21 protein-coding genes are annotated in these 21493 nt (G+C 45.3%); 5 read left to right on the forward strand and 16 right to left on the reverse strand.

The genetic code is table 11. The annotated features are described in order from the left end of the window. Positions 1-58: 58 nt before the first annotated feature. Complete coding sequence (gene spoVB, locus AC58QG_RS29335; protein ID WP_497365731.1) at positions 59-1624, forward strand: stage V sporulation protein B; 1566 nt, start codon at positions 59-61, stop codon at positions 1622-1624. Positions 1625-1635: 11 nt separating this feature from the next. Here spoVB and AC58QG_RS29340 read toward each other — a convergent pair whose 3' ends face one another. Continuing rightward, positions 1636-2322, reverse strand: coding sequence for a DUF421 domain-containing protein (locus AC58QG_RS29340; protein WP_497365610.1), 687 nt, complete (start codon positions 2320-2322; stop codon positions 1636-1638). Between the two features lie 104 nt (positions 2323-2426). Then, positions 2427-3755 carry an ArsB/NhaD family transporter gene (locus AC58QG_RS29345; protein WP_497365611.1) on the reverse strand — a complete coding sequence of 443 codons (1329 nt, stop codon included), beginning with the start codon at positions 3753-3755 and terminating at the stop codon, positions 2427-2429. A 111-nt stretch (positions 3756-3866) separates the two neighbouring features. Between AC58QG_RS29345 and AC58QG_RS29350 the strand changes: the two genes are divergently transcribed. Next, on the forward strand, positions 3867-4247 hold the full coding sequence (locus AC58QG_RS29350) for a TIGR04086 family membrane protein (RefSeq protein WP_497365612.1): 381 nt from the start codon (positions 3867-3869) through the stop codon (positions 4245-4247). A gap of 97 nt (positions 4248-4344) precedes the next feature. Further along, complete coding sequence (locus AC58QG_RS29355; protein WP_497365613.1) at positions 4345-5184, forward strand: phosphatase PAP2 family protein; 840 nt, start codon at positions 4345-4347, stop codon at positions 5182-5184. Positions 5185-5250: 66 nt separating this feature from the next. Here the strand turns inward: AC58QG_RS29355 and yajC are convergent, their stop codons facing one another. The 8 genes from yajC to AC58QG_RS29395 form a co-directional block, all read right to left on the reverse strand. Continuing rightward, entirely contained in the window at positions 5251-5565 is a 315-nt protein-coding gene (gene yajC / locus AC58QG_RS29360; RefSeq protein ID WP_497365614.1) for a preprotein translocase subunit YajC, read from the reverse strand. 15 nt (positions 5566-5580) lie between these two features. Continuing rightward, positions 5581-6720 carry a tRNA guanosine(34) transglycosylase Tgt gene (gene tgt, locus AC58QG_RS29365; RefSeq protein WP_497365615.1) on the reverse strand — a complete coding sequence of 380 codons (1140 nt, stop codon included), beginning with the start codon at positions 6718-6720 and terminating at the stop codon, positions 5581-5583. A 49-nt stretch (positions 6721-6769) separates the two neighbouring features. Beyond that, on the reverse strand, positions 6770-7849 hold the full coding sequence (queA, locus tag AC58QG_RS29370) for a tRNA preQ1(34) S-adenosylmethionine ribosyltransferase-isomerase QueA (RefSeq protein ID WP_497365616.1): 1080 nt from the start codon (positions 7847-7849) through the stop codon (positions 6770-6772). 9 nt (positions 7850-7858) lie between these two features. Further along, positions 7859-10054: a SpoIID/LytB domain-containing protein gene (locus AC58QG_RS29375; protein WP_497365617.1), complete on the reverse strand. Its 2196-nt coding sequence runs from the start codon at positions 10052-10054 to the stop codon at positions 7859-7861. A 170-nt stretch (positions 10055-10224) separates the two neighbouring features. After that, positions 10225-11232: a Holliday junction branch migration DNA helicase RuvB gene (ruvB, locus tag AC58QG_RS29380; protein ID WP_497268972.1), complete on the reverse strand. Its 1008-nt coding sequence runs from the start codon at positions 11230-11232 to the stop codon at positions 10225-10227. Between the two features lie 33 nt (positions 11233-11265). Continuing rightward, positions 11266-11895, reverse strand: a complete 630-nt coding sequence (ruvA, locus tag AC58QG_RS29385) for a Holliday junction branch migration protein RuvA (RefSeq protein ID WP_497365618.1) — start codon at positions 11893-11895, stop codon at positions 11266-11268. Next, positions 11892-12395 carry a crossover junction endodeoxyribonuclease RuvC gene (gene ruvC / locus AC58QG_RS29390; RefSeq protein ID WP_497365619.1) on the reverse strand — a complete coding sequence of 168 codons (504 nt, stop codon included), beginning with the start codon at positions 12393-12395 and terminating at the stop codon, positions 11892-11894. Before ruvC ends, ruvA begins: the two co-directional genes overlap by 4 nt. A gap of 131 nt (positions 12396-12526) precedes the next feature. Continuing rightward, on the reverse strand, positions 12527-13189 hold the full coding sequence (locus tag AC58QG_RS29395) for a BofC C-terminal domain-containing protein (protein WP_497365620.1): 663 nt from the start codon (positions 13187-13189) through the stop codon (positions 12527-12529). 482 nt (positions 13190-13671) lie between these two features. On the opposite strand from AC58QG_RS29395, the gene sigW reads away from it, so the two are divergent. Then, positions 13672-14283 carry an RNA polymerase sigma factor SigW gene (gene sigW, locus AC58QG_RS29400; protein ID WP_436234945.1) on the forward strand — a complete coding sequence of 204 codons (612 nt, stop codon included), beginning with the start codon at positions 13672-13674 and terminating at the stop codon, positions 14281-14283. 67 nt (positions 14284-14350) lie between these two features. Here sigW and AC58QG_RS29405 read toward each other — a convergent pair whose 3' ends face one another. The 5 genes from AC58QG_RS29405 to AC58QG_RS29425 form a co-directional block, all read right to left on the reverse strand. Further along, positions 14351-15604 carry a LysM peptidoglycan-binding domain-containing protein gene (locus tag AC58QG_RS29405; RefSeq protein WP_497365621.1) on the reverse strand — a complete coding sequence of 418 codons (1254 nt, stop codon included), beginning with the start codon at positions 15602-15604 and terminating at the stop codon, positions 14351-14353. 242 nt (positions 15605-15846) lie between these two features. After that, positions 15847-16713: a prephenate dehydratase gene (gene pheA / locus AC58QG_RS29410; RefSeq protein ID WP_497365622.1), complete on the reverse strand. Its 867-nt coding sequence runs from the start codon at positions 16711-16713 to the stop codon at positions 15847-15849. After that, positions 16710-17687: a homoserine kinase gene (gene thrB / locus AC58QG_RS29415; protein WP_497365623.1), complete on the reverse strand. Its 978-nt coding sequence runs from the start codon at positions 17685-17687 to the stop codon at positions 16710-16712. Before thrB ends, pheA begins: the two co-directional genes overlap by 4 nt. 150 nt (positions 17688-17837) lie before the next feature. Beyond that, entirely contained in the window at positions 17838-19124 is a 1287-nt protein-coding gene (locus AC58QG_RS29420; protein ID WP_497365624.1) for a homoserine dehydrogenase, read from the reverse strand. 28 nt (positions 19125-19152) lie between these two features. Beyond that, a complete protein-coding gene (locus tag AC58QG_RS29425; protein ID WP_310502878.1) occupies positions 19153-19605 on the reverse strand; it encodes an ACT domain-containing protein in 453 nt (150 codons plus the stop codon). A gap of 197 nt (positions 19606-19802) precedes the next feature. Here AC58QG_RS29425 and AC58QG_RS29430 point away from each other — a divergent pair, with 197 nt between their 5' ends. Continuing rightward, complete coding sequence (locus tag AC58QG_RS29430) at positions 19803-20312, forward strand: NUDIX domain-containing protein (protein WP_497365625.1); 510 nt, start codon at positions 19803-19805, stop codon at positions 20310-20312. Between the two features lie 56 nt (positions 20313-20368). Here the strand turns inward: AC58QG_RS29430 and AC58QG_RS29435 are convergent, their stop codons facing one another. Beyond that, positions 20369-21349, reverse strand: coding sequence for a C40 family peptidase (locus tag AC58QG_RS29435; protein WP_497365626.1), 981 nt, complete (start codon positions 21347-21349; stop codon positions 20369-20371). Between the last annotated feature and the right edge of the window lie 144 nt (positions 21350-21493).

Consider the following 21493-nt stretch of genomic DNA (forward strand, 5'->3'; position numbering starts at 1 on the left):
GAGCTTGGCCAGCTCGCGCATAGTCATAGGTATGACATTATCGGAAGAGGGTATGGCAGTGACCAAGCAGTCGTTTATTAGAGGTACAATGATCCTGCTCGCCGCAGGCATTTTGAATCGCATACTTGGCTTCATACCCCGAATGACTTTACCCCGCGTGATCGGAGCTGAAGGCATTGGTATTTATCAAATGGGCTGGCCCTTCCTGTCTGTGATTTTAACCATCATTACCGGAGGCATTCCTGTTGCTATTGCCAAGCTGATCGCGGAAGCGGAAGCAGAGAAGAATGAGAATCGGATTCGCAGCATTTTGCGCATATCGTTAGCAATCACCATATCGCTAAGCTTAATTTTTACAGTCATCTGTATTGCAGGAGCATCTTGGATCACTTCTCATTTGCTGACAGATTCCCGTGTTTACTACACATTTCTATGTATGAGTCCCATGATCCCTATTATTGGCGTCTCTGCTGTGTATCGCGGCTATTTTCAGGGCAGACAAAATATGATCCCCACTGCGACATCGCAAATTATGGAGACGTTGATTCGGATTGTCATGGTGCTCGTCTGTTCTTATATGATGATCCCTTATGGAATTGAATATGCGGCGGCAGGTGCGATGATTGGCGTCTTGGCAGGTGAAATAGGCGGACTAGCTGTCTTGGCTATTCATTTTAGATGGGATAAGCAAGCTTCCCCCAAGTCTCCACTCGCCCAAATTGGCACGAAGAAAACAACAGGTCGTCTTACGAATCTACGTAGAATCTTACGTATTTCTATTCCGATTACAGGAAGTAAACTGATCGGCGCCAGCTCCTATTTACTGGAGTCAATCTTAATTGCTCAGAGCTTAGCCATCGCAGGCATTACCACTTCCCTTGCAACCGCACAATACGGGGCATTACAAGGCATGATCATTCCCATTATCCTTCTCCCGAGTGCGCTCACCATGTCCTTGTCTGTCTCTCTGGTTCCTTCGTTAAGTGAGGCTGCCGCACGTAAAGATCTCAAAACCATCCATATGCGTTTGCATCAATCGCTGAAGCTCGCTTTAGTGACTGGCGCCCCTTTCTCAGTCTTAATGTTTGTACTAGCTAAACCGATTTGTACGTATATGTACAATCAACCTGATGTCAGTGTCATGCTCAAAATGATGGCACCGATCGCAATTTTCATATATTTTCAAGCCCCGCTGCAATCTGCTTTACAAGCATTGAATAAGCCAGGTGCAGCGCTCGTCAACACTTTAATTGGTTCTACGGTCAAGCTGTTATTAATCTACTGGTTAGCCAGCAAGCCAGAAATGGGTATCCAGGGTGCGGTTTTCGCCATTAATGTTAATATCGTTTTGGTTACACTGCTTCATTGGAATAGTGTAGTTCGACTACTCAAATTCAAAATGGAAGGCAGTAACTTCGGGAAAATTGGTGCGGCCATGCTTCTCTCTGGTATTGTATGCTATTTCATCATGTATACGCCTTGGGTCTCCCTGACTTGGATCCGTTTCGTCTCCTCTTTACTCCTGGGGCTATTCTCCTATATCTTTTTCATCACACTTTTCAGACTCATTAGTCTTAAAGATATCGGGCGTGTTATGAACATGGGCAAAAAGATAATACGCTAAATCGCGGCGGCTTACCTCTTCCGATCAAGAAACATCCTGCCGCGATGATCAATCGAGCAATAGAATATTTCTTTAAAATCCCTTGCTCCCTTCTCTTGGAGCTGGTTTTTTAACCAAAACCTCGTTTGCCCTATTTTCTCTAAATTATCGTCTTGAACTTTACCGTCCATAATAAGAGGCAGCGGCAGGCCTTCGTAACGAATCGTTTCCTTTAACTTCGAAACGCCAGCCCCTGTTTCTTTTTCATTCTTATCTTTCTCAACTACGCTTAATTTCCCCGAAGGCTCCAAAATCGCAAATTCCACATCAGCCACGTTCATAATTTTATTTTGTCTTAATTGCAGCATCAGATCATCTAGATTATAACGATGCTTCTTCATTTCATCCCGATTGATCATTCCCCGATTAATTAGAACACTCGGCTTCCCGTCGAAAAGTACACGAATTGTGCGACTTTTTAACGTAATAAAGGCAATGACAACTTGAATGAGCACCAAAGTCCCCATAGGTAAAAGGCCGGACATAAGGGGCTTTTTCGCATCCTCAAGCACGAACACAGCAATTTCCGCAATCATGATCGAAATGACGAGATCGAAAAGCGAAAGTTTGCCAATTTCACGTTTCCCCATAATTCGCAGCATGAGAAAAACGACAAAATAGATAAGCACTGTACGCAAAAAAATGGTCAGAATATCCATCGCAACCTCCCTGATCTAAGCTCTAGCTCGTTCTCGGAGTTCACTGGTATTCTGACCGCCCATGCACTTCATCATGCAGATATTACGTATTCAATTGTTGGCAATTACAACAAGAATAATTTGAAATATAACGTAGAAATCAACAATAAGACCAAACAAATCGGTGCCGCTACTACGACATATTCACTTTGTTTTAACTTAACACCATCATGATAGGTAAATGATGCTGCGTATAAGCTTGCGATGGAGCTAATTAGCGTCACGCCACTTCCGATCCCGCTCCCGACGATTAATGCCCACCAAATTGGCTGTGTGGAAGTCTCTAAGAGCTGCTCCATCTGATCTACAATCGGAATCATCGCAGCAATGAATGGGATGTTGTCCATCATCGCAGCGCCAAAGCTATTTAACCATAACAACAGTACAGTCAAGAAAGGGATACTCCCTTGACTTAACTCAAGCCCTCTGCTTGCAATGAAACCCGAAAAGCCTGCATACGTTAAGCCACCAACCATGATGAACAGTCCTAAGAAAAAGAGCCATTGCGTTTCTTTCAAATGATACCAAACCGCACCATAGTCTCTGTTTTTCACAGTTTCAAAAATGTCTTTGTAATTGATTGCTAGAGAAGCAATAGCACCGCAGGCTGCAATGTAAGCCGGGCTCCAAGCTAGTACACCATGAAGGCACAGTGCTAGCATGGTCACCCCCGTTATGAGGCTGCTTCCCAATACGAATACTCGATTTGTTGAGATATACGAATTTGGCTTCAAGCTGAGTAATTCACGCATATGTGCTTCAGCGGCAACCAAACGTTTTCGATAAATCAACCACATAATGAGATAAACAACCGCTAACAGCAAGCAGATCAATGGAAAAAGCTTGATGAACATCTGCCCTGCTGAGATATGTCCTGAGGCCCCCAGCATACGGCTAGGTAGATTCCCCATGATAGTTGCTGCGCCGCCGATATGTACGGATAATAGCATAGAAATTAAAAATGGAGCTGGCAATAATCTCATTTTCTTAGAAGCGATAATGATAAAGGGAACAATAACTACGACAGCCATTAAGCTATCCAAGAGTGCAGAAAGTATCGCCGCTAGAAGTGAAAGGCATATGATAAGTGTTAGTGCACGCATTCGGTATTTTCGAACGATCGAACTAACGATATAAGAAAGAATACCGGTTTTCTGAAAAAGGATAGATATGATAAATAGGCTCACGAGATAAATCAAAATGGACCAGTTCGCGTAGCTTGTTAGTGCTTTCTGGAGTGGTACAATGCCCAAAATCAGCATCAAACATGCTCCACCTAACGCGGTATACATACGATCCCACTTTTCAATCAATATACAAACGTAAGCAGCCGCGAAAATAAGCAACGCTGCTACTGCTTGCCACATAGCTGGACCCTGAGAGAATTCAGTCATAAATAATCACACTCCTTTGATCTACAGTTTGTACTAATTCTATGTACTTGCCCATACAATGATGTTAATGAAGCGTTCGAATATAGGAAAGGAATGATGCCTGTGAACCCTATGAAAACGGTCAGTCAGGTTCGAATAACATCGCCATTATTTTCAGGACTTGTCTATTCATTTACGATGATGACCATTGGTACCATCGTGACCTCCTTGTTTTTGCTATTAACAAGCACACAAGAAAGCTCCTTACACACATTAACAACCATCATCCACGCAGTCTCCTTATTTATTGGAGGATGGGTTTCAGGCAAACGAGCCGGTAGCCGCGGCTGGTACCATGGGGGCATGGTCGGCATCTTCTATTTCATTCTTATTTTCTTAGTCGGTTTCCTAGCTTTTGACGCAGGGTTGAATCTTCAATCCCTCCAATTACTTGGCATTTTATTCGCAGCTGGGGCGCTCGGAGGCATACTTGGTGTAAATACACAAAAATAAGTCTTTTCCGTGAAGATTGCACTTCCCCCCCGTTGAATGTGGTATAATGTCATAGTTATTGCCGCACAAAACTTCCAATATATAGGGGGGATACAACATGAGCCCTTTTCAATCTATGACGCATGCGACAGTTTATATTGTACTAACTATTTTCGCTTTTGTAATTATCGCAACGCGAAAGAGTCCATACACCATTGCGAGTAGCTTTGTTCAAGAAATATTTACTTCACGCAAATACCTTTTTCATTTCATTGCGTTACTTATGATCCTCATGTTCAACAAGATGGAGATGGCGATTGAAAAAGGCATGCAATACAAAGCCGATTTTACGAAGTCGATCTACGGCATTGAAGGCGACTTTGTAGCATCGATTCAGAACTTTTTCCATAATGATGTTCTTACGGTTATCTGCAGCTATTTCTATGTTATTATTTTTCCATCCATCATGATTACTTCTGTCGCTCTCTACACGTACCAGAAGAATCATAAGCTCTTCTATGCGGTCTGTTATGCACTCATGTTCAATTATATGATTGCCATTCCGTTTTATCTCTTTTTCCCAGTTAATGAAGTATGGTTTTTCCATCCAAAGGTAGATCTTCTTATTCTAGATGTATTCCCAACGTTTGAGCAAGATTACAGACCGTTATCAGGGCTCGACAACTGCTTTCCAAGTTTGCACACATCCATTTCCATTTCAATGGCAGTTATCGCTGTAAAAAGCCGAAATATGTTTTGGAAAATTTTCGTTCCTTGCTCCGCAGCCTTTATTATTTTCACAATCTTCTATCTAGGCATTCACTGGTTATCTGATATGTGTGCCGGCGTTGTACTTGGTGTCGTAGCTGCCCGAATGGGACTTCGCATTGCCGAAGGCCGTCTCATCCTTGGTGAGCGCGCACTCCTCAAGCGTCGAGTAAAGAATAACGAGTATTGAAAATTTCATATGATTAAGCAAACAAAAAGCGAGAGCCTATTATAGGACCTCGCTTTTTTAATTTTCTCATTCCTTAGTAGCAGGTGTTTGTGCAACCGCATTAACCGCAGAGCGATCAAATGTCATCTTCGTCGCATCGTTGACACGAAGTACGCAAATGTCATCTGTGATTTCTACAATCGTGCCATGAAGTCCGCCAATGGTTACTACTTTATCCCCTTTTTTCAATCCTCCGAGCATTTGACTACGTGTTTTCTGTCTTTTTTGCTGTGGACGAATAAGTAAGAAGTACAATACTACGAACATGAGCACTAAAGGCCCGTATGTATACAAATATCCTACTGCACCAGTGCTTGTCGTATCGTCAGCCAATAGAAACATAGGTATCCTCCTCTCTTAGAATCCTCTTTCATTATCATTCAGCCCGTAAGCGGCAAAGAAAGTATCGCGGAAATCGAGCAAACGATCTTCCTTAATAGCTTCCCGTACTTCACGCATAAGCTGTAGTAGAAAGTGAAGATTATGAATCGTTGTCAAGCGAATACCGAACGTTTCATCCGCTTTGATGAGATGTCGAATATAAGCACGACTATAATTCGTACAAGTATAACAGGAGCATTTGGCATCTAGCGGGCCGAAATCAGTTGCATATTTCGCATTGCGAATGACAAGACGTCCTGAGCTTGTCATACAAGTCCCATTTCTAGCAATCCGCGTTGGTAATACACAATCGAACATATCAATGCCTCGGATAGCGCCTTCAATCAGTGCATCCGGCGAGCCAACCCCCATTAAATAACGTGGCTTGTTCGCAGGCATGAGCGGTGTCGTGTAATCTAGCACTTCATACATCAAGTGCTTGGGCTCACCCACACTCAGTCCACCAATAGCATACCCCGGGAAATCCATGGAAGTCAACTGCTCCGCGCTTAGCTTGCGTAGATCCTCATGCATACCGCCCTGTATGATGGCAAACAAGCCTTGATCCTGTGGTCTAGCATGGCTTTGTAGACAACGCTCTGCCCACCGCGTCGTACGTTCAAGAGATTTCTTCACATATTCATATTCAGCTGGAAATGGTGGACATTCATCGAAGGCCATCATGATATCCGAACCTAGCGCGTTCTGAATCTCCATTGCCTTTTCTGGAGATAAGAATAGCTTGTCACCATTCAAATGTGATTTGAATTGGACGCCTTCCTCGGTAATTTTACGCATATTGCTTAAGCTGAAAACTTGAAATCCGCCGCTGTCCGTCAGAATGGGACGATCCCAATTCATGAACTTATGCAATCCACCAGCTTCTTTCACAATCTCATGTCCTGGACGAATGAACAGGTGGTAGGTATTACTTAAAATGATCTGAGTGTCCATCGTTTTCAATTCTTCCGGACTCATCGTTTTCACAGTTGCCTGTGTGCCCACCGGCATGAACGCTGGCGTTTCAATTACACCATGTGGAGTGTGAACGCGGCCTAAGCGTGCGCCGGATTGTTTACAGGTTTTAATCGGTTCATAGGTTACTGCTGCTGTCATGATATCCACTTCCTATTCTAAGCTTACTCTCTCGTTCGTTTATATCGCCTTAATAAATTAACATCGCATCGCCAAAACTGAAAAAGCGATACTCCTCTTTCACAGCTTCTTCATAAGCTCGCATTACATTTGTTTTCCCAGCTAGTGCACTAATCAGCATGAGTAACGTTGATTTGGGCAGGTGAAAATTCGTCAACAACACATCTACGACACCAAACGTGTAGCCAGGATAAATGAAAATGGACGTCCATCCTTGTGAAGGCTGAACGAGCAATAGCTCACCCTCTTGGTAGTCAGGCTGTTCTCGACGTAATCCAGCGGCTGTCTCCAACGTCCGTGCAGATGTCGTTCCGACCGCGATGACGCGTTTACCCGCTAATTTGGTTTCATTAATCAGTGAAGCTGTTTCTTCTGAAAGGATGTAATATTCGGCATGCATTTGATGATCTTCGATCTTGTCCACGGATACAGGGCGGAATGTGCCTAGGCCTACATGCAGGGTTACGAAAGCAAGACGGATACCTTTGGCCTTAAGTCTCTCCAAATAGTCCTCCGTAAAGTGCAAGCCAGCGGTTGGCGCGGCGGATGACCCTTCATGCTTCGCATAGACGGTTTGATATCGTTCCCGCTCCGATAGCTGCTCCTTGATATAAGGCGGGAGCGGCATCTCGCCTAATCGATCGAGGATCTCATTGAAAATTCCGGTGTACCGGAATTGCAGAATGCGAGCACCCATGTCGCCAACTTCTACGACTTCCGCAGTTAAAAGAGGTTCACTGCCCTCGTCAGCCGTTGTGCCGAATACCGCAACAGCGCCAAGCTGCATGCGCTTCCCTGGCTTGACTAGCGCCTCCCATCGGTCCTCGCCGAGTGGCTTCAGCAATAATAATTCCACTTTCGCGCCGGTGTCTTTCTTCATACCAAAAAGCCGCGCTGGAATGACTCGTGTGTCATTCATCACGAGTAAATCCCCGGCTTCTAAATAGTCAATCAGATCTTCAAATGTGCGGTGAGCGGTTTCGCCTGTTTCTTTATTCAGCGTAAGCAACCTAGACGCCGTGCGTTGCAGCAGCGGCGTCTGGGCGATTAATGATTCAGGTAATTCAAAATCGAAAGCTTGTACTTCCATCAGATATATTCATTCCTTCGTTATGTTGACCCCAGTAAAGTACGTCTGAAGTATTTTTTTGTAATCATAGCCCTTTTCCGCAAAGCCTTTTGCGCCCCATTGCGACATGCCCACACCGTGTCCAAACCCTTTTCCACGGAAAATAATTTGATTGCCTTGCAGGGTAGTCGATCCCTTGGATGGGAGTCCAGGAGTCCCGGTTCCTGACACCGCAGGCTTACTTATCCCCTTACTGCTTAATGTCACTATATCCGTTGTCTTCACCGTTGTTGGTTGCGCTTGTTTGCCAGCTAACACATAGATGTTGTCAGATGTGCTCGAGACTACCCCTGTACTGCTCAGGACAGCAATGCTTGGAACATTTGGACTAGTACCAGTATAACTGCCTGCTCCTTCTATTTCAAACAGCGTGCTTGGTAAACCGCCAAGTACAGTTCGAATCGCATCTGGGTTCTTTACATTTACGACAACACCGTTCGCTTTTAACTCGATAGCTCGGCCAGATGGTCCTCTTTTGGACACTTCCAGCGAAGTTAATTCCCCTTTAATAAGTATCTTTGCAGCTTCAAGCTTACTCTTGATTTCACTTAATGTATAAGGGCCTCGTATCCAGGAATACGCATTTGATTCTCTCTCTTGCCCCAGGATGATGACTTTCTCTTTAGCAGCCAGTTTTGCGATGGCAGGGTTCGTACTATTATCAACATAAGGCGAGATCCGCACATTGACATCTGGCTCTGTAGCTTCATAAATAGCCTTACCGGACTTGTCCTTCTGTCCACTATCCTTAACATACATGCTATGTACAAAACCTATGCGGCCGTCTGTCAGTTGAATTTGGTACCAAATGGCCTTCCCAAGCTCAGCGCCTTCATCCGGACTAGCCACACTCCGCAGATAATCCACCGAATTGCCCCATGCTTCCGTAGGATCTGCGGTTATTCCGCCCGCATTGGACCCAAATACTGGTGAAATCAAGCCTCGCTTATCTGAAATCACTTCATCCTTCGTGGCATCAACAGCTTGGTTGCCAGCTGTAAATTCTTTATCCAACCCGTAATATGCTTGGTCCTGCGTTGTATCCGTCACCTGTGCAATTTCATACTTATTTCCTTGATATATGGCATATGTACGCGCAGCTACAGCCTGAGCCTTCAACGCTTCCGTTGGCCATTGTGAGTTAAGCTCGGCACCAATAACCCCATATAAGTACTGTTCCATTGGAAGTACATTTATTAAGGCTAATCGATCACGATAAGTGCTTACTTCCATGTCCCCGCGGAAGCTGCGATCCAGGCGCTCTTTCACAGCGATCCCATTCTTCTTGGGATGAATTAACGTTTTCTGTTCACCTGCAGATGTTACATAATGAGCTACCGCAGCTGTGGGACTGTTTGCGACGGTTACATCCGACCTGCGGATTAAATAAGCAGCCTTTGTGTTCGCCGATTGGAGAGGCAGGTTAGGTGCAGCTTTTAACGCTGCTTGCTTCACAGCCTCTAGTTTGGCATCTGTTGCCTCACTGCCTACCCAAACGCCGTAGCCAACTTTCCCTGTACCATCGTCTTGTAGGACCAGATCAGCTATAATTCCTGCCTGGGTGTATACAGCGATTTGCTGTTGCGCCGCAGCCTCTGTAGCAAATGTCCCCACGCTCAAATGGAGCGGCCCACTAACGGCAAGAACAGCCGTTTTCGTCAAGGCTGCTACAGTTGGGTCCTTCATCGCTTGAGCAGCTGCATCATCAGCTTCAGCCTTCGTAGGCAGATTCCCGTAGTAAACTTGGTACACCATTTTACCCAACTTCGACCGACTTAACACGTAACTTTCCTCTGTCATCACGGCCAGTTTCGCATTCAATGTCTTGGCAGCAGTGAAATCAGTTGTTTCCAACATCATCGTACTATACTGATCTAATGACATTCGAATGGACGTATCTGCGATCGAAGCCCATGACTTAACCTCTGCGGTTGCTGAATTGCGAACACCAATATCAAATCCACCAGGAGAGGAGAGTGAAACTAGCGGCTCTAGCTTTTTATAGTTGGTAGCGTTAAGGACAAGGGCAACACGAATCTGATCCAGATGCTTATTTCCCTCCGCGTTAGCCTTAGCTCCCCCGTAGGAAATGGTTGTAAAGGTTATTGCTGCTGTAGTTATGAGGGCAATACGCTTAGCGTGCATCATCTTTCGTCTTCCAAACATACAGGTATCGTATCCTTTCTTTCTCCGTTCATCTAGTAATGTAGACTCTAGTAAGAGACAGAAGTTTTGTTGGTGCGCAGAAAAAATGACAAAAAAAGCTAATGCCCGCCCTTCCAGCAGCGGCAAAAGCTTACAATTGTCAATACTCGTATAGAGGAACTGAGAACGATTTAACGTTGCTCTGGTACTGGTAAACCGAGATGGTGATAGGCTTGTGGCGTCACAGTCCGACCTCTTGGTGTACGTTGCATAAACCCGATTTGAAGCAAATAAGGCTCGTATACATCTTCAATCGTTTGGCTTTCCTCACCAATAGTTGCAGCGATCGTTTCAAGCCCGACAGGGCCCCCTTGGAAGCTCTGAATAATCGCGCGCAGCATCTTATGATCGATTTCATCAAGCCCCAAATCATCGACTTGTAGCAGGCGCAGCGATTCTTGGGCGAGCTCCATCGTAATAATGCCATCGCCTCTCACCTGTGCAAAATCGCGAACCCGCTTCAGCAATCGGTTGGCAATACGCGGTGTTCCGCGCGAACGCATGCCGATCTCGCGAGCAGCATCCCCCACGATGCCGACCTGCAGAATGTCGGCTGTCCGACTGACGATGTAGCTAAGCTCATCAACTGTATAAAACTCCAAGCGACTAACGACCCCGAAACGGTCGCGCAGAGGCGCAGAGAGCAGCCCCACACGTGTCGTGGCGCCGATCAATGTAAATGGCGGCAGATCGAGTCGCACAGATCGTGCACTAGGCCCCTTGCCGATGATAATATCAAGGGCAAAATCCTCCATCGCAGGGTACAGCACCTCTTCCACCGTTCGGTGGAGTCGGTGAATCTCATCGATGAAGAGCACATCCCCTTCCTGCAGGTTCGTCAGGATAGCAGCAAGATCTCCAGGCCGCTCAATGGCAGGCCCTGATGTTGTACGAATATTCACGCCAAGCTCGTTGGCGATGATGTTGGATAGCGTTGTTTTCCCAAGTCCAGGCGGTCCATATAGAAGCACATGATCTAAAGCTTCTTTCCGCATCTTCGCAGCTTCAATATAGATCTTGAGGTTCTCCTTCGCCTGCTTCTGGCCGATGTATTCGGCCAAATAACGAGGACGTAGACTATACTCGACCACATTGTCCTCCATCATAAAATTAGCCGATATGATCCGGTCATTGTCCATGGTGTCCCTCCTTCCTTTGCACGTTCAATTCACTTACATGGTAAATAGGGCTTGCAAGGCAAGCTTCACAAGTACATCAACGGAATCCGATGGCCCAGCTTTAGGCTTCACTTGCAGCCACGCACGATCGACTTCTGCCTCCGTATAGCCAAGTGTCATTAAGGCTTCCTTCGCTTCGCTCCAAGGCAGCCCGCCCTCTGTTAATTGTGCTGATCCGACAATACTTAAGGCAACAGCGGCTTCAGGACTCGAGAAGCTGACAGAGCCCAGCTTATCTTTCAGGTCTAGAATAATCCGTTGGGCTGTTTTCTTCCCAATACCAGGCAGCTTAGTAAGAAACGCCAGATTTTCTTGGCTGATCGCCAGAATTACCGCTTCAGGCCTGCCGCCTGCTGCGAGAATACCAAGCGCTACTTTGGGACCAATGCCACTCACATCTAGCAATAAACGGAATAAGGACTGCTCATCACGTGTGATGAAACCGAAGAGGTGATGCGCATCTTCCCGCACATGATAATGGATGAACATCGTGACATCCTCATTCTCCTTATGCGAAAGTGCATAAGGATTCGGACAGAATACACGATAGCCCACCCCATTAACATCAAGTACTGCATAATCACTTTCACGTAAAGCAACCTTACCTCGTAAGAAATCTATCATCGTTTCCTGACCTCATTTATCCTAGATTGAAGTGAAGAGGAATGGGCATGACAAATAGCGATAGCGAGCGCATCTGCGACATCATCTGGCTTCGGCACTTGTGACAGCTTCAGCAGAATCTTGACCATCTCTTGCACTTGCTTCTTCTCTGCTTTCCCATATCCAACAACAGCTTGCTTTACTTGAAGCGGCGTATATTCAGCAATCGGCAACCCAGCCTGAACGCCCGCAAGTATCATCACACCTCGCGCTTGGCCGACCGTGAATGCCGTCGTTACATTTCGATTAAAGAATAATTTCTCAATAGACATCACATCTGGTTTATATTTCTCTATCAATTGCACTGTAGCGTCATAGACATCTTTCAATCGGATACCAGGATCCGTGTGTGCTTCCGTTTGAATCGAACCATATTGTACCGGAACTAGTTTACTGCCGATTTTATCAATAAAGCCAAAGCCTACGATCGCGATCCCTGGATCAATCCCTAGAATACGCAAAACATTTCTCTCCCATCTAAAAAAAAGCGAACATATGTAGTCATTTCCATTATAGCAGATAACAAAAAAAAGAGATAGACTCGGGAATTCCCGAAACTATCTCTTCGAATTTATCTATGGTATTGTTTGAACTAGGGACGCGACATTGCACCTTCTGTGACTTCTATGGCATAATCGCTGAATGTAGATAATACGCTATTATACTCCTCTATATCAGTGACTCGGATTCCTTCGTGCAGCTGCGCAACCGTATCTCTTGGCAAGCTGCTTTCTAACTGCTGGATATTGAGTTGGAAAAAGGTTCGAATAATTTGATTATTTGCAGGTGTACCATTGAATAACGACAAGTTGCTGCTCCCATCAATCCCAAATACGGCTTTTTCTTTACAGTCTGGAGATAAATCATCAATGTTTTCCGTAAAGACAACCTCGCCGGCCTCCTTGATGCTTAATAACCAGCTTGGATGTTGTTTCTGAAGCGAGAGTAATTCTTGTGACGTAAGCGAACCCAGTAGGCTGGTTTCTTCTCCACAAACATAGGACTTGAGCAAATAGCTTTCTCTGCGATCCGAAATGGTTTGCAACAGCTTTGTCGCTTCCTGAAGACGTACATCATCCTCAGGCGTTAAACCAGCGATGGTCGCTCGCGTGGCAACATTCGGGTTCGGGCGGTCATGTTCCCCCCATGCGATCCAGGTAATCGTAACAACCAGAACGAACATCCCTAAGGTTAACCAACTGCGCTTCCAGCGTAGTCTTTTCTTCAATTGCTTCAAGAACCGATGTACATTCACGTTATCCCCTTCTTCTTGTTTTTTCGTATTGTTTCCATTTGCAAGAAGCACTATACATCATTTACCATAGAAGAGAATGAAACCAATCAAGACGGATGGTGAACGTAACCATGAACGGAAGAAAACCAATTAAACGCACAACTCTCCTTATTATCGGCGTCGTTATATTCTGGGGAAGTGTGGCTTTATGGAACGAAATTCATAAAGTTGGATCAGACACCACGAGTACGAATACCACCTCTGTCTCCCACTCAAATCCAAGTCCCCATACCTAATCGTCACGAAACTTACATGATTTCGGTAACAATTGGTTATAATCGGACTCTTCCTCTCATTTGAATTTGACTGTAGCCACAGAAATGATATAGTCAAAGATATATGAAAACTCTCATAGGCATTCACGAATGACGATATATATGAAATAAGCAAATGAGACTGGTCTTCACCTTTTTCTAAACGACAACTCTAAGGAGGGAAACATCATGAATGTGGCAGAACTTCAATTAATTCAATTATCCAGACGGGGCGATCGCAACGCTTTCGTGGAGTTAGTCGAGCTCTACCGTAGTAAAATACAAAAGTTAGCGTTTCGGATGCTGCATAACCGTCCTGATTCGGAGGATATTGTCCAAGAAACCTTTATCCGCGTCTATTTGAATTTAAACCACTTTGATGAAAGCCAGAATTTCTCAACTTGGATTTATCGGATCGGAAAAAATGTTGCCATTGATTTGCTTCGCAAAAAAAGGCCTGTACAATCCCTAGATGCGGAGCTGAATGATCTTGATGATGATTACAGCTACTACAGTAAGCTTGCCAGTCAAGATCAATCGCCGGAACATGCTGTGCTTCAAACCGAAATTCAAGAGCATATGCACGCATCCATTAATAAATTGGCGGACAAATATAAAGGTATCATTACACTCTACTATTTAGAGGAGCTTTCTCTTCAAGAAATTAGTGAGCGACTGAACCTGCCGATCACGACGGTGAAAACACGGTTGCACCGGGGGCGTGAGCTCCTTCGCAAAAAGTGGGGCATGAATTTCGTTATTGGTTTAATGACATTTTTCACATTGGGCATGATCGCCTAACGCCATTTCAACATAGAAAGAAGCCTCAAACCACGATGTCATTCGTGATTTGAGGCTTCTTTGTCTATCACTTAGAGTTAATCCATGGACTATTGGGTTTACTCGTTTCCCGCTTCTCCGTAGCTCGTTCTTGTTGCTGCAAGAAAGCACTCAATGCAGATGTTCCTGATAGCTTTACTTTTCGCGTTGAGCGACTTCCGCTTGACTTGGTTTTATCTGCTTTTTGCTTATCGCGAATATCAATCTCAACTTCAGTTAAGGTATCAGAAACCTTTTTCAGCTCATGGGTATGAACTTGAGGCAACAAGGATGACTCTTCAAAGGGTGCGTGCTGATCAGCTCCTACATAAGGGATACCATACGGATTATGCTGATAGGCATAGTGTTGCGCCATAGGATGGTCATACGGCATCGGAGGCGGATAAAAGGCAGGCATAGCATGCATCTCTTGCGGCATATTGTCCCAAGGATTACCCATAGGTACATTGGCGAGATGGGCTGGATAATTCATCCATGGGTGTTCATTCACCGCAGGTCCGCCACACCCGCAGCCTTCATCGACTACAGTCACCGGAGCTACCATCGTCGGAAGCGGCTCACAAGGCTCTTCCTGATAAGGCGAATAGGACGGGTATGTCATTGCCTCATGTTGCTGTTCAGGATAAGCAAATACCTCCGTAGCGGTAATATGAAATTGTTGAAACGGATGTACCGCTTGCCCATAAGGCTCATGCAGTCCATGTCCTTCCATGACTGGAGCTGGAATAACCGGCACATGCTGAGTCACTTGCGGCGCGGCTGGTACCGTTTCCCCCTTAGATAACGGTGGCGCTTCAACGACAGGTTGTTGCGGACTCGGGATCACGGGCTGTTGATAGGCATCTGCTGGCGGCATTGACGGCATCATAGGCATGGGAGCAAATGGCTCGGTGGATAGCTTGGAAGTGTGATGCATTCCATGCTGGTTACTATGCGTATGTCCATGCTGCATTTTAGGGACATAAACGATATCCCCTGTCATAAGTACATTCGGATTCTTTAGGTGTGCATTAGCCTTAATCATTGCTTGCAATGGCACATCCCAAGCTTTCCCAAGCTTCCACAAACTGTCACCTTGCTGAATGACATGCTTATAAACAAAGTCAGATGCAGGTGGATCTACCGGTTTAGGTGAAGATGGAATCTTCACTTTCATGCCAATCTCAATCTGATTCGGGTCAGCTATTTGCGGATTGAGCGCAATAATCTGGTCTAGGGTGGTGTGGTATTTTTTTGCGAGCTCGTACAGGGTATCGCCTTTTTTGACAATATGGATTTTCAAAACCCTACCTCCTTCAAGTTTTCTTCAGAAAACTCACTTCGTAAGCATCAACTTAGCGTTTTTCGTTAGAAAAACTGGTTTCGTAAGCCTCTCCTTCGCGTTTCTCTTTCAATCGCCATGTACTTGGCCGCGTCAGGATTCGCTTATTCACAATAATGATATTACAGTTTATGCGCGTTCCTAGGCTTTTGCCCCTGTCGCACAAAAAAAATCCCTCGCGTCATAAACGCAAGGGATTTGTCCTAAGAACCTATATACGAATAGCTTGGATAACAACCCAGAATTCGGACCTGACATCCAATCGCTTCGATCTCTTGAATAGCTGAAGGCAGAAGAACAGAGTCCATATTGCCAACAATATCGATATAGAAATAATAATTGCCAAGCTTCTTCTTCGTCGGCTTCGATTCAATCTTCGAAAGGTTGATTCTCCGCCAAGCAAATGCCGATAGCACCTGGTGCAAAGCCCCCGGATAATCCTCGGGCAGAGTGACAAGAATCGTCGTCTTCATGTCCTCCGAAGCCTTCAGCTCCGATGCTTCTTTACCAACAAGCAAGAAGCGTGTCATATTATCCTTATGATCTTGAATTTCACGTTGCAGCATGGGCACGTCATAGTTCGTCGAGGCGATGGCCGTCCCAATCGCAGCAACCGTTGGATCCTTAAGCGTTGATACAATGCGAACTCCCTCAGCAGTAGAGCTCACTTGTTCAAATTCCGCCTCACGCAAATATTGCTTCATAAATTGGTTGCACTGTGCAGGGACAACTTGATGAGACAGAACTTTGCGAATGTGACGGTAGGGATTCGAGGCATCAACGTCCGTATCAGGATTCGGGTAACCAATTAAATTCATATCAATCGGGAATACCCACTCCGCTCGAATCGGAAGATCAACTTCATGAACAAGCCAATCTACGTGCAAGTGAACAGAACCCTCTAGCGTATTCTCAATCGGGATAACACTTAGGTCCGTTTCTCCTGAAGCAGTTGCATTAAATACCTCAGAAATCAACTTATACGACACATACGTAAAATTTTCACCGAGAAAGTGACGTGTAGCTTCCTCTGAAAAGGTGCTTGGTCCAAGTATAGCAACTCGTTTCATGCTAGCACTTCCTTTTCCACTAGGGAAAGAAGCCCCTCATCACTGCTTTGAAGTTCTGTTGTAGTCACACCCTCTTGGCTAGGCTTCAGCCATAGAAGCTGCGCTTCAATGCCTTCCTTAGCCAACGTGCCTTGAAGGAACGCCTCTAGTTCCGTTTTCTTCTCACTGCGTGCATCAACCAGCGCTAACATCGTTGGTCCCGCTCCGCTTAAAGCAACACCAAGGGCGCCATGATGTTCACATTGATCCAATAATGTTCTCATACCAGGAATGAGTGCCGCGCGGTAGGGCTGATGCAAGCGATCTTTCATCGCATAGCGAATCATGCCGAGATTTCCTGTGCTTAGCGCAGCAACGAGCAATGAGGAGTGGCTAAGATTGAACACCGCATCTTTCATCGTTACATGCTGCGGCATCACACCTCTCGCCTTTTCAGTTGAAAGCTGGAAGGCCGGTATCGCCACCAGCACCTCCAAATTGGGATCAGGCTCAATCCGGATCGATTCAGCCTTCACCTCGTCCCAGAACGCAACAACAATCCCGCCGTATATGCTTGCGCCCACGTTATCAGGGTGCTTCTCCAGACGAGAAGCGATTTGAAACAGCTCATAGGTTGAGAATCGATTCCCAATAAGCGCATTCGCTCCTGCAAGTGCCCCTACAATCGCCGAAGCACTGCTTCCTAAACCACGCGTGAGTGGAATCTCACTATACATGGTAATCTCAAGCTCAGGATGTGAAACACCTGCTTTATCAAAAACCATTTGAGCGACCTTATAGATTAAATTCGATTTATCCGTAGGAATGCCACTCATCTGATCGCCAATCAATTGTATTCTTGTCTGATCAGAGATCGCCATATCAATCCAAGCATATAAGTTCAAGGCCATCCCCAGAGAGTCAAAGCCGGGACCTAGATTCGCCGTGCTTGCCGGTACTTTCACCCTTACCTTTTGTTCTATCTTGTAGCTCATTTCGAAATTGCGCCTCTCTTCAGTCAAAATAAACGGATACGCCGTCCTTTCAGGACGTGAGCGTATCCAGAAATTTAGCCAAGTTATATTTGAAACATATCAATTGGATAATTTGAATTATCCGTAACTACGCTGTTTACAGCCCAATTCCTAGCCTTCTACGCGGTACACGCTCTTAATCGCATGAATAACGTCCATGGATCCGAATTGATTCAATACATTCTTCATGCTAGCTTGATTCGCATCATGTGTAATAATGATGATTTCAGCCTTCGGATTGGATTTATTCGGGTGCTGGAAGACGGATTCCAAGCTAACTTCATGCTCTGCGAAAATTTGTGTAATTTGAGCGAGCACGCCTGCTTTATCCTCAACATGAAGTAAGATGAAGTTTTTGGACGCGATTTGTTCGTCTGTTTTAAGCTTCTTCTCTTTGTAAGGAGCTTGTACAGTACGTCCATTGATACCTAATTTCAGATTACGTACTACGGCTACTAAGTCAGCTACAACGGATGTTGCTGTTGGAAGCTCACCGGCACCTGCACCATAGAACATCGTTTCACCAACCGCTTCACCAGTTACGTATACAGCATTGAATACGCCGTTAACAGATGCTAGTGGATGTGTATTTTTAACCATTGTCGGTTGAACGCTGACAGAGATATGGCCATCATGATTTTCAGCGATACCCAGCAGCTTCACTTCGTAGCCTAATTTCTTCCCGTATTGGATATCTTCCTTCGTTACCTTGGAAATTCCCTTCGCCTCAACATCACTCAATGCAACATTCGCATGAAAACCAAGCGTCGATAAGATCGTCATTTTACGAGCAGCATCTAAGCCTTCAACGTCCGAAGTCGGGTCCGCTTCCGCATAGCCCAATTCCTGTGCTTCTTTCAGCACATCCGCATAGGCCGCGCCTTCTTGACTCATTTTAGTCAAAATGTAGTTCGTTGTCCCGTTCACAATGCCCATGATTTTTGTGATGCGATCCGAAGAGAAACCTTCTACAAGCGCACGAATAATTGGAATTCCGCCTGCAACGCTCGCTTCATAAAAGACATCGCAATTATTCTCAGCTGCTTTCGCCAAAATCTCAGCACCATGCATCGCCATAAGATCCTTATTAGCCGTAATGATGTGCTTCCCATTTCCAAGTGCTGTGAGAATATGTGCCTTCGTTGCTTCAACGCCACCCATAACTTCTACGACGATATCGATTTCACTATCGCCAATTACATCCCACACATTCTCCGTTAGCTTATCTGCATCCACAGAGATGTTACGAAGCTTGGATTTATCTTGTACAAGAATTTTCGCGATTTCAATCGATGAACCTGTTTGACGCTGCAAATCCTCTTGATGTCCTTCAACAATACGTACTACACCTGTACCTACAGTACCTAATCCTAGTAAACCAACCTTGATGGGTTTCATTTCATTACCTCCTGAATTGTATGCTATCTTAACTGCCTTGACCGATGACCATGGCACGCTTAACTCCATCTTGCGCTCCTAGGCGATCCACAATTTCTCGGATCTCTTCACCCATGGATGAAATTTCTAGTGATATAACGACGTTCGCCATGCCTTGTAATGGAATCGTTTGGTGAATGGTTAATACATTGCCATCCAAATTTGCGATAAGTGCGAGTACGCGGGATAATATCCCGGCCTTATGCTCTAAATCCATTGAAATCGTAATAATTCGCTCGCGTTCTAGCTTGCTAAGTGGATGAATGCCATCTTTATACTTATAGAAGGCGCTTCTGCTCAGCCCAACTTGCTCTACGGCGTCGTGAATCGTCTTCACTTCACCTCTTGCAAGTAACTCTTTGGCCTGCGCTGTCTTCAGAACACCTTCTGGAAGAATGTCCTCGCGGACTAAGTAGTACCTCTCAGGTCCGATGTGCTTCATGGTTGGAAGAAACTCTTTGCTCTCCGGCACCTAACTACCGTCCTCTCCAAAAAGACTAATGTTTCCCTATAGAGGACATTATATCGAAACATGCCTTGTGAAGCAATAGGCAAAATGCATCCAAGCATTCGCCTTTGCAGCCCCTTCCCTTTCTATGATAAGCTGAAATGGAACCAAAGACGGGAGGGGACCTCTCCATGATTACATTACGCATGATGTCTACCGCACTTTTATGGAATAAGCATGACGAGCTCCTTATGATGAAGCGCGCATTAACGCGCACACTCTCCCCTGGCTTATGGGCCGCAATTGGCGGTCATCTCGAACCGAATGAAATTAGCCAACCTAGAACGGCCTGCTTTCGTGAAGTATGGGAAGAAACGGGCATTGAGCAGGACGAAATTCAAGACTTACGACTGCAGTATGTCTTAATTCGGCTTAATGGCCAAGAAATACGCCAACAGTTCTTCTATGTGGGCAAGACGGATGTGGATCCACGGATCGTAACGTCTGAAGGTGATCTGCATTGGATTCCTAAAGCATCTGTCCTAGACCGTCCGATGCCTTATATTTTCCGCTGTTTGCTCGAACATTATTTCAGCGTAGGTCCAACTTCTCATCCGTGGATAGGCTCAGCAGGGATTCATTCCGAGACCGATACACCAACTATTCATTGGAACCCTTTGTTGGATCCGATGCAAATCTAAGGATTGCGCAAAGAGCAGACAACGATTTCTCGTTATCTGCTCTTTGTTTGTCGTGCTTATAGCGCGCTGCCTCCGAATAGAAAGCGATATTCCCAGTGTCGATTGGCGATGGAATCAATTCGCACCCCGCCACTTTCTTTGGAATAGGTCGAAAGGATCTGACCATTGCCTAGATAGATAGCAACATGCGTAATCGTTTGTGTTGCCTTATTGATTCCTGAATAATTGGACTGCGCTGTCCCTTTATAAGACATAAAGAACATGAGGTCGCCAACCTTGAGGTTATGCCAATCCGTGACATTGTGTCCGAGTGACTTCACAAACGCGCCTTGACCTCTAGAGTCCGTCGGTAGTTTCAGTCCAATTCCATCTAGGAAAGCCTGATGTACAAAGTCTGAACAATCGAACGTTGACGTGTTATCACGACTGGAACCATATTCATAAGGCGTTCCCATGTATTTCTTTCCTGCGGCAATCACCTTTTGAACCTTTTCACTGGTTGTTCCTCCACCGCTGTTCCCAGGGGATGTTACAACACCAGAAGTTGTAATGTATGTAGGGCTTGTGCTTATGTATCCTTCACGACCATCTGAAGCTTTAACTTTATACCAGTATGCATTCACTTTCTGCAAGATCTGCACCGTCTCTCCCGCCTTCAGATAACGAATGCGAGTTGCATTCTGATTGGCAGCGGTACGGAAGCTCACGCTCGCGACGATGCGCCCTGTTCCAGATGCTGGTGTTGTGGTTTGACCGTTTGCTTTTATGTACTTCGAACTTGTTGAGACATAACCGATTTGACCGTTCGTAACTTGAACTCTATACCAATAGGCATTCACTTTTTCAATAATCGAGACAGGCTCACCTGCTTTTAAATAGCGAATACGAGGTGAATTCTCATTAGGACTTTGGCGGAAGCTCACACTACTAACAACTTCACCAGTGGTTGCAGCAGATGCTGCTTTAGGTAATGGGACTGTAACAGCCCCAAATATAAGAGATGGGATAAGTGCAAAAGCAAGTAATTGTTTCTTCATGTTGTAGGCCTCCTAGCGATTTGTACTTACGAATGACAATGACACTAGTAAATGGTAACATATCCATTGATTAAGTTTTAGCTGTAACATCTACCAATTCGCCGACCCCCATAAAAAAAGACCCCCTCATTCGCTGTCTAAGAG

It is taken from the genome of Paenibacillus sp. J22P169 (assembly GCF_059691995.1).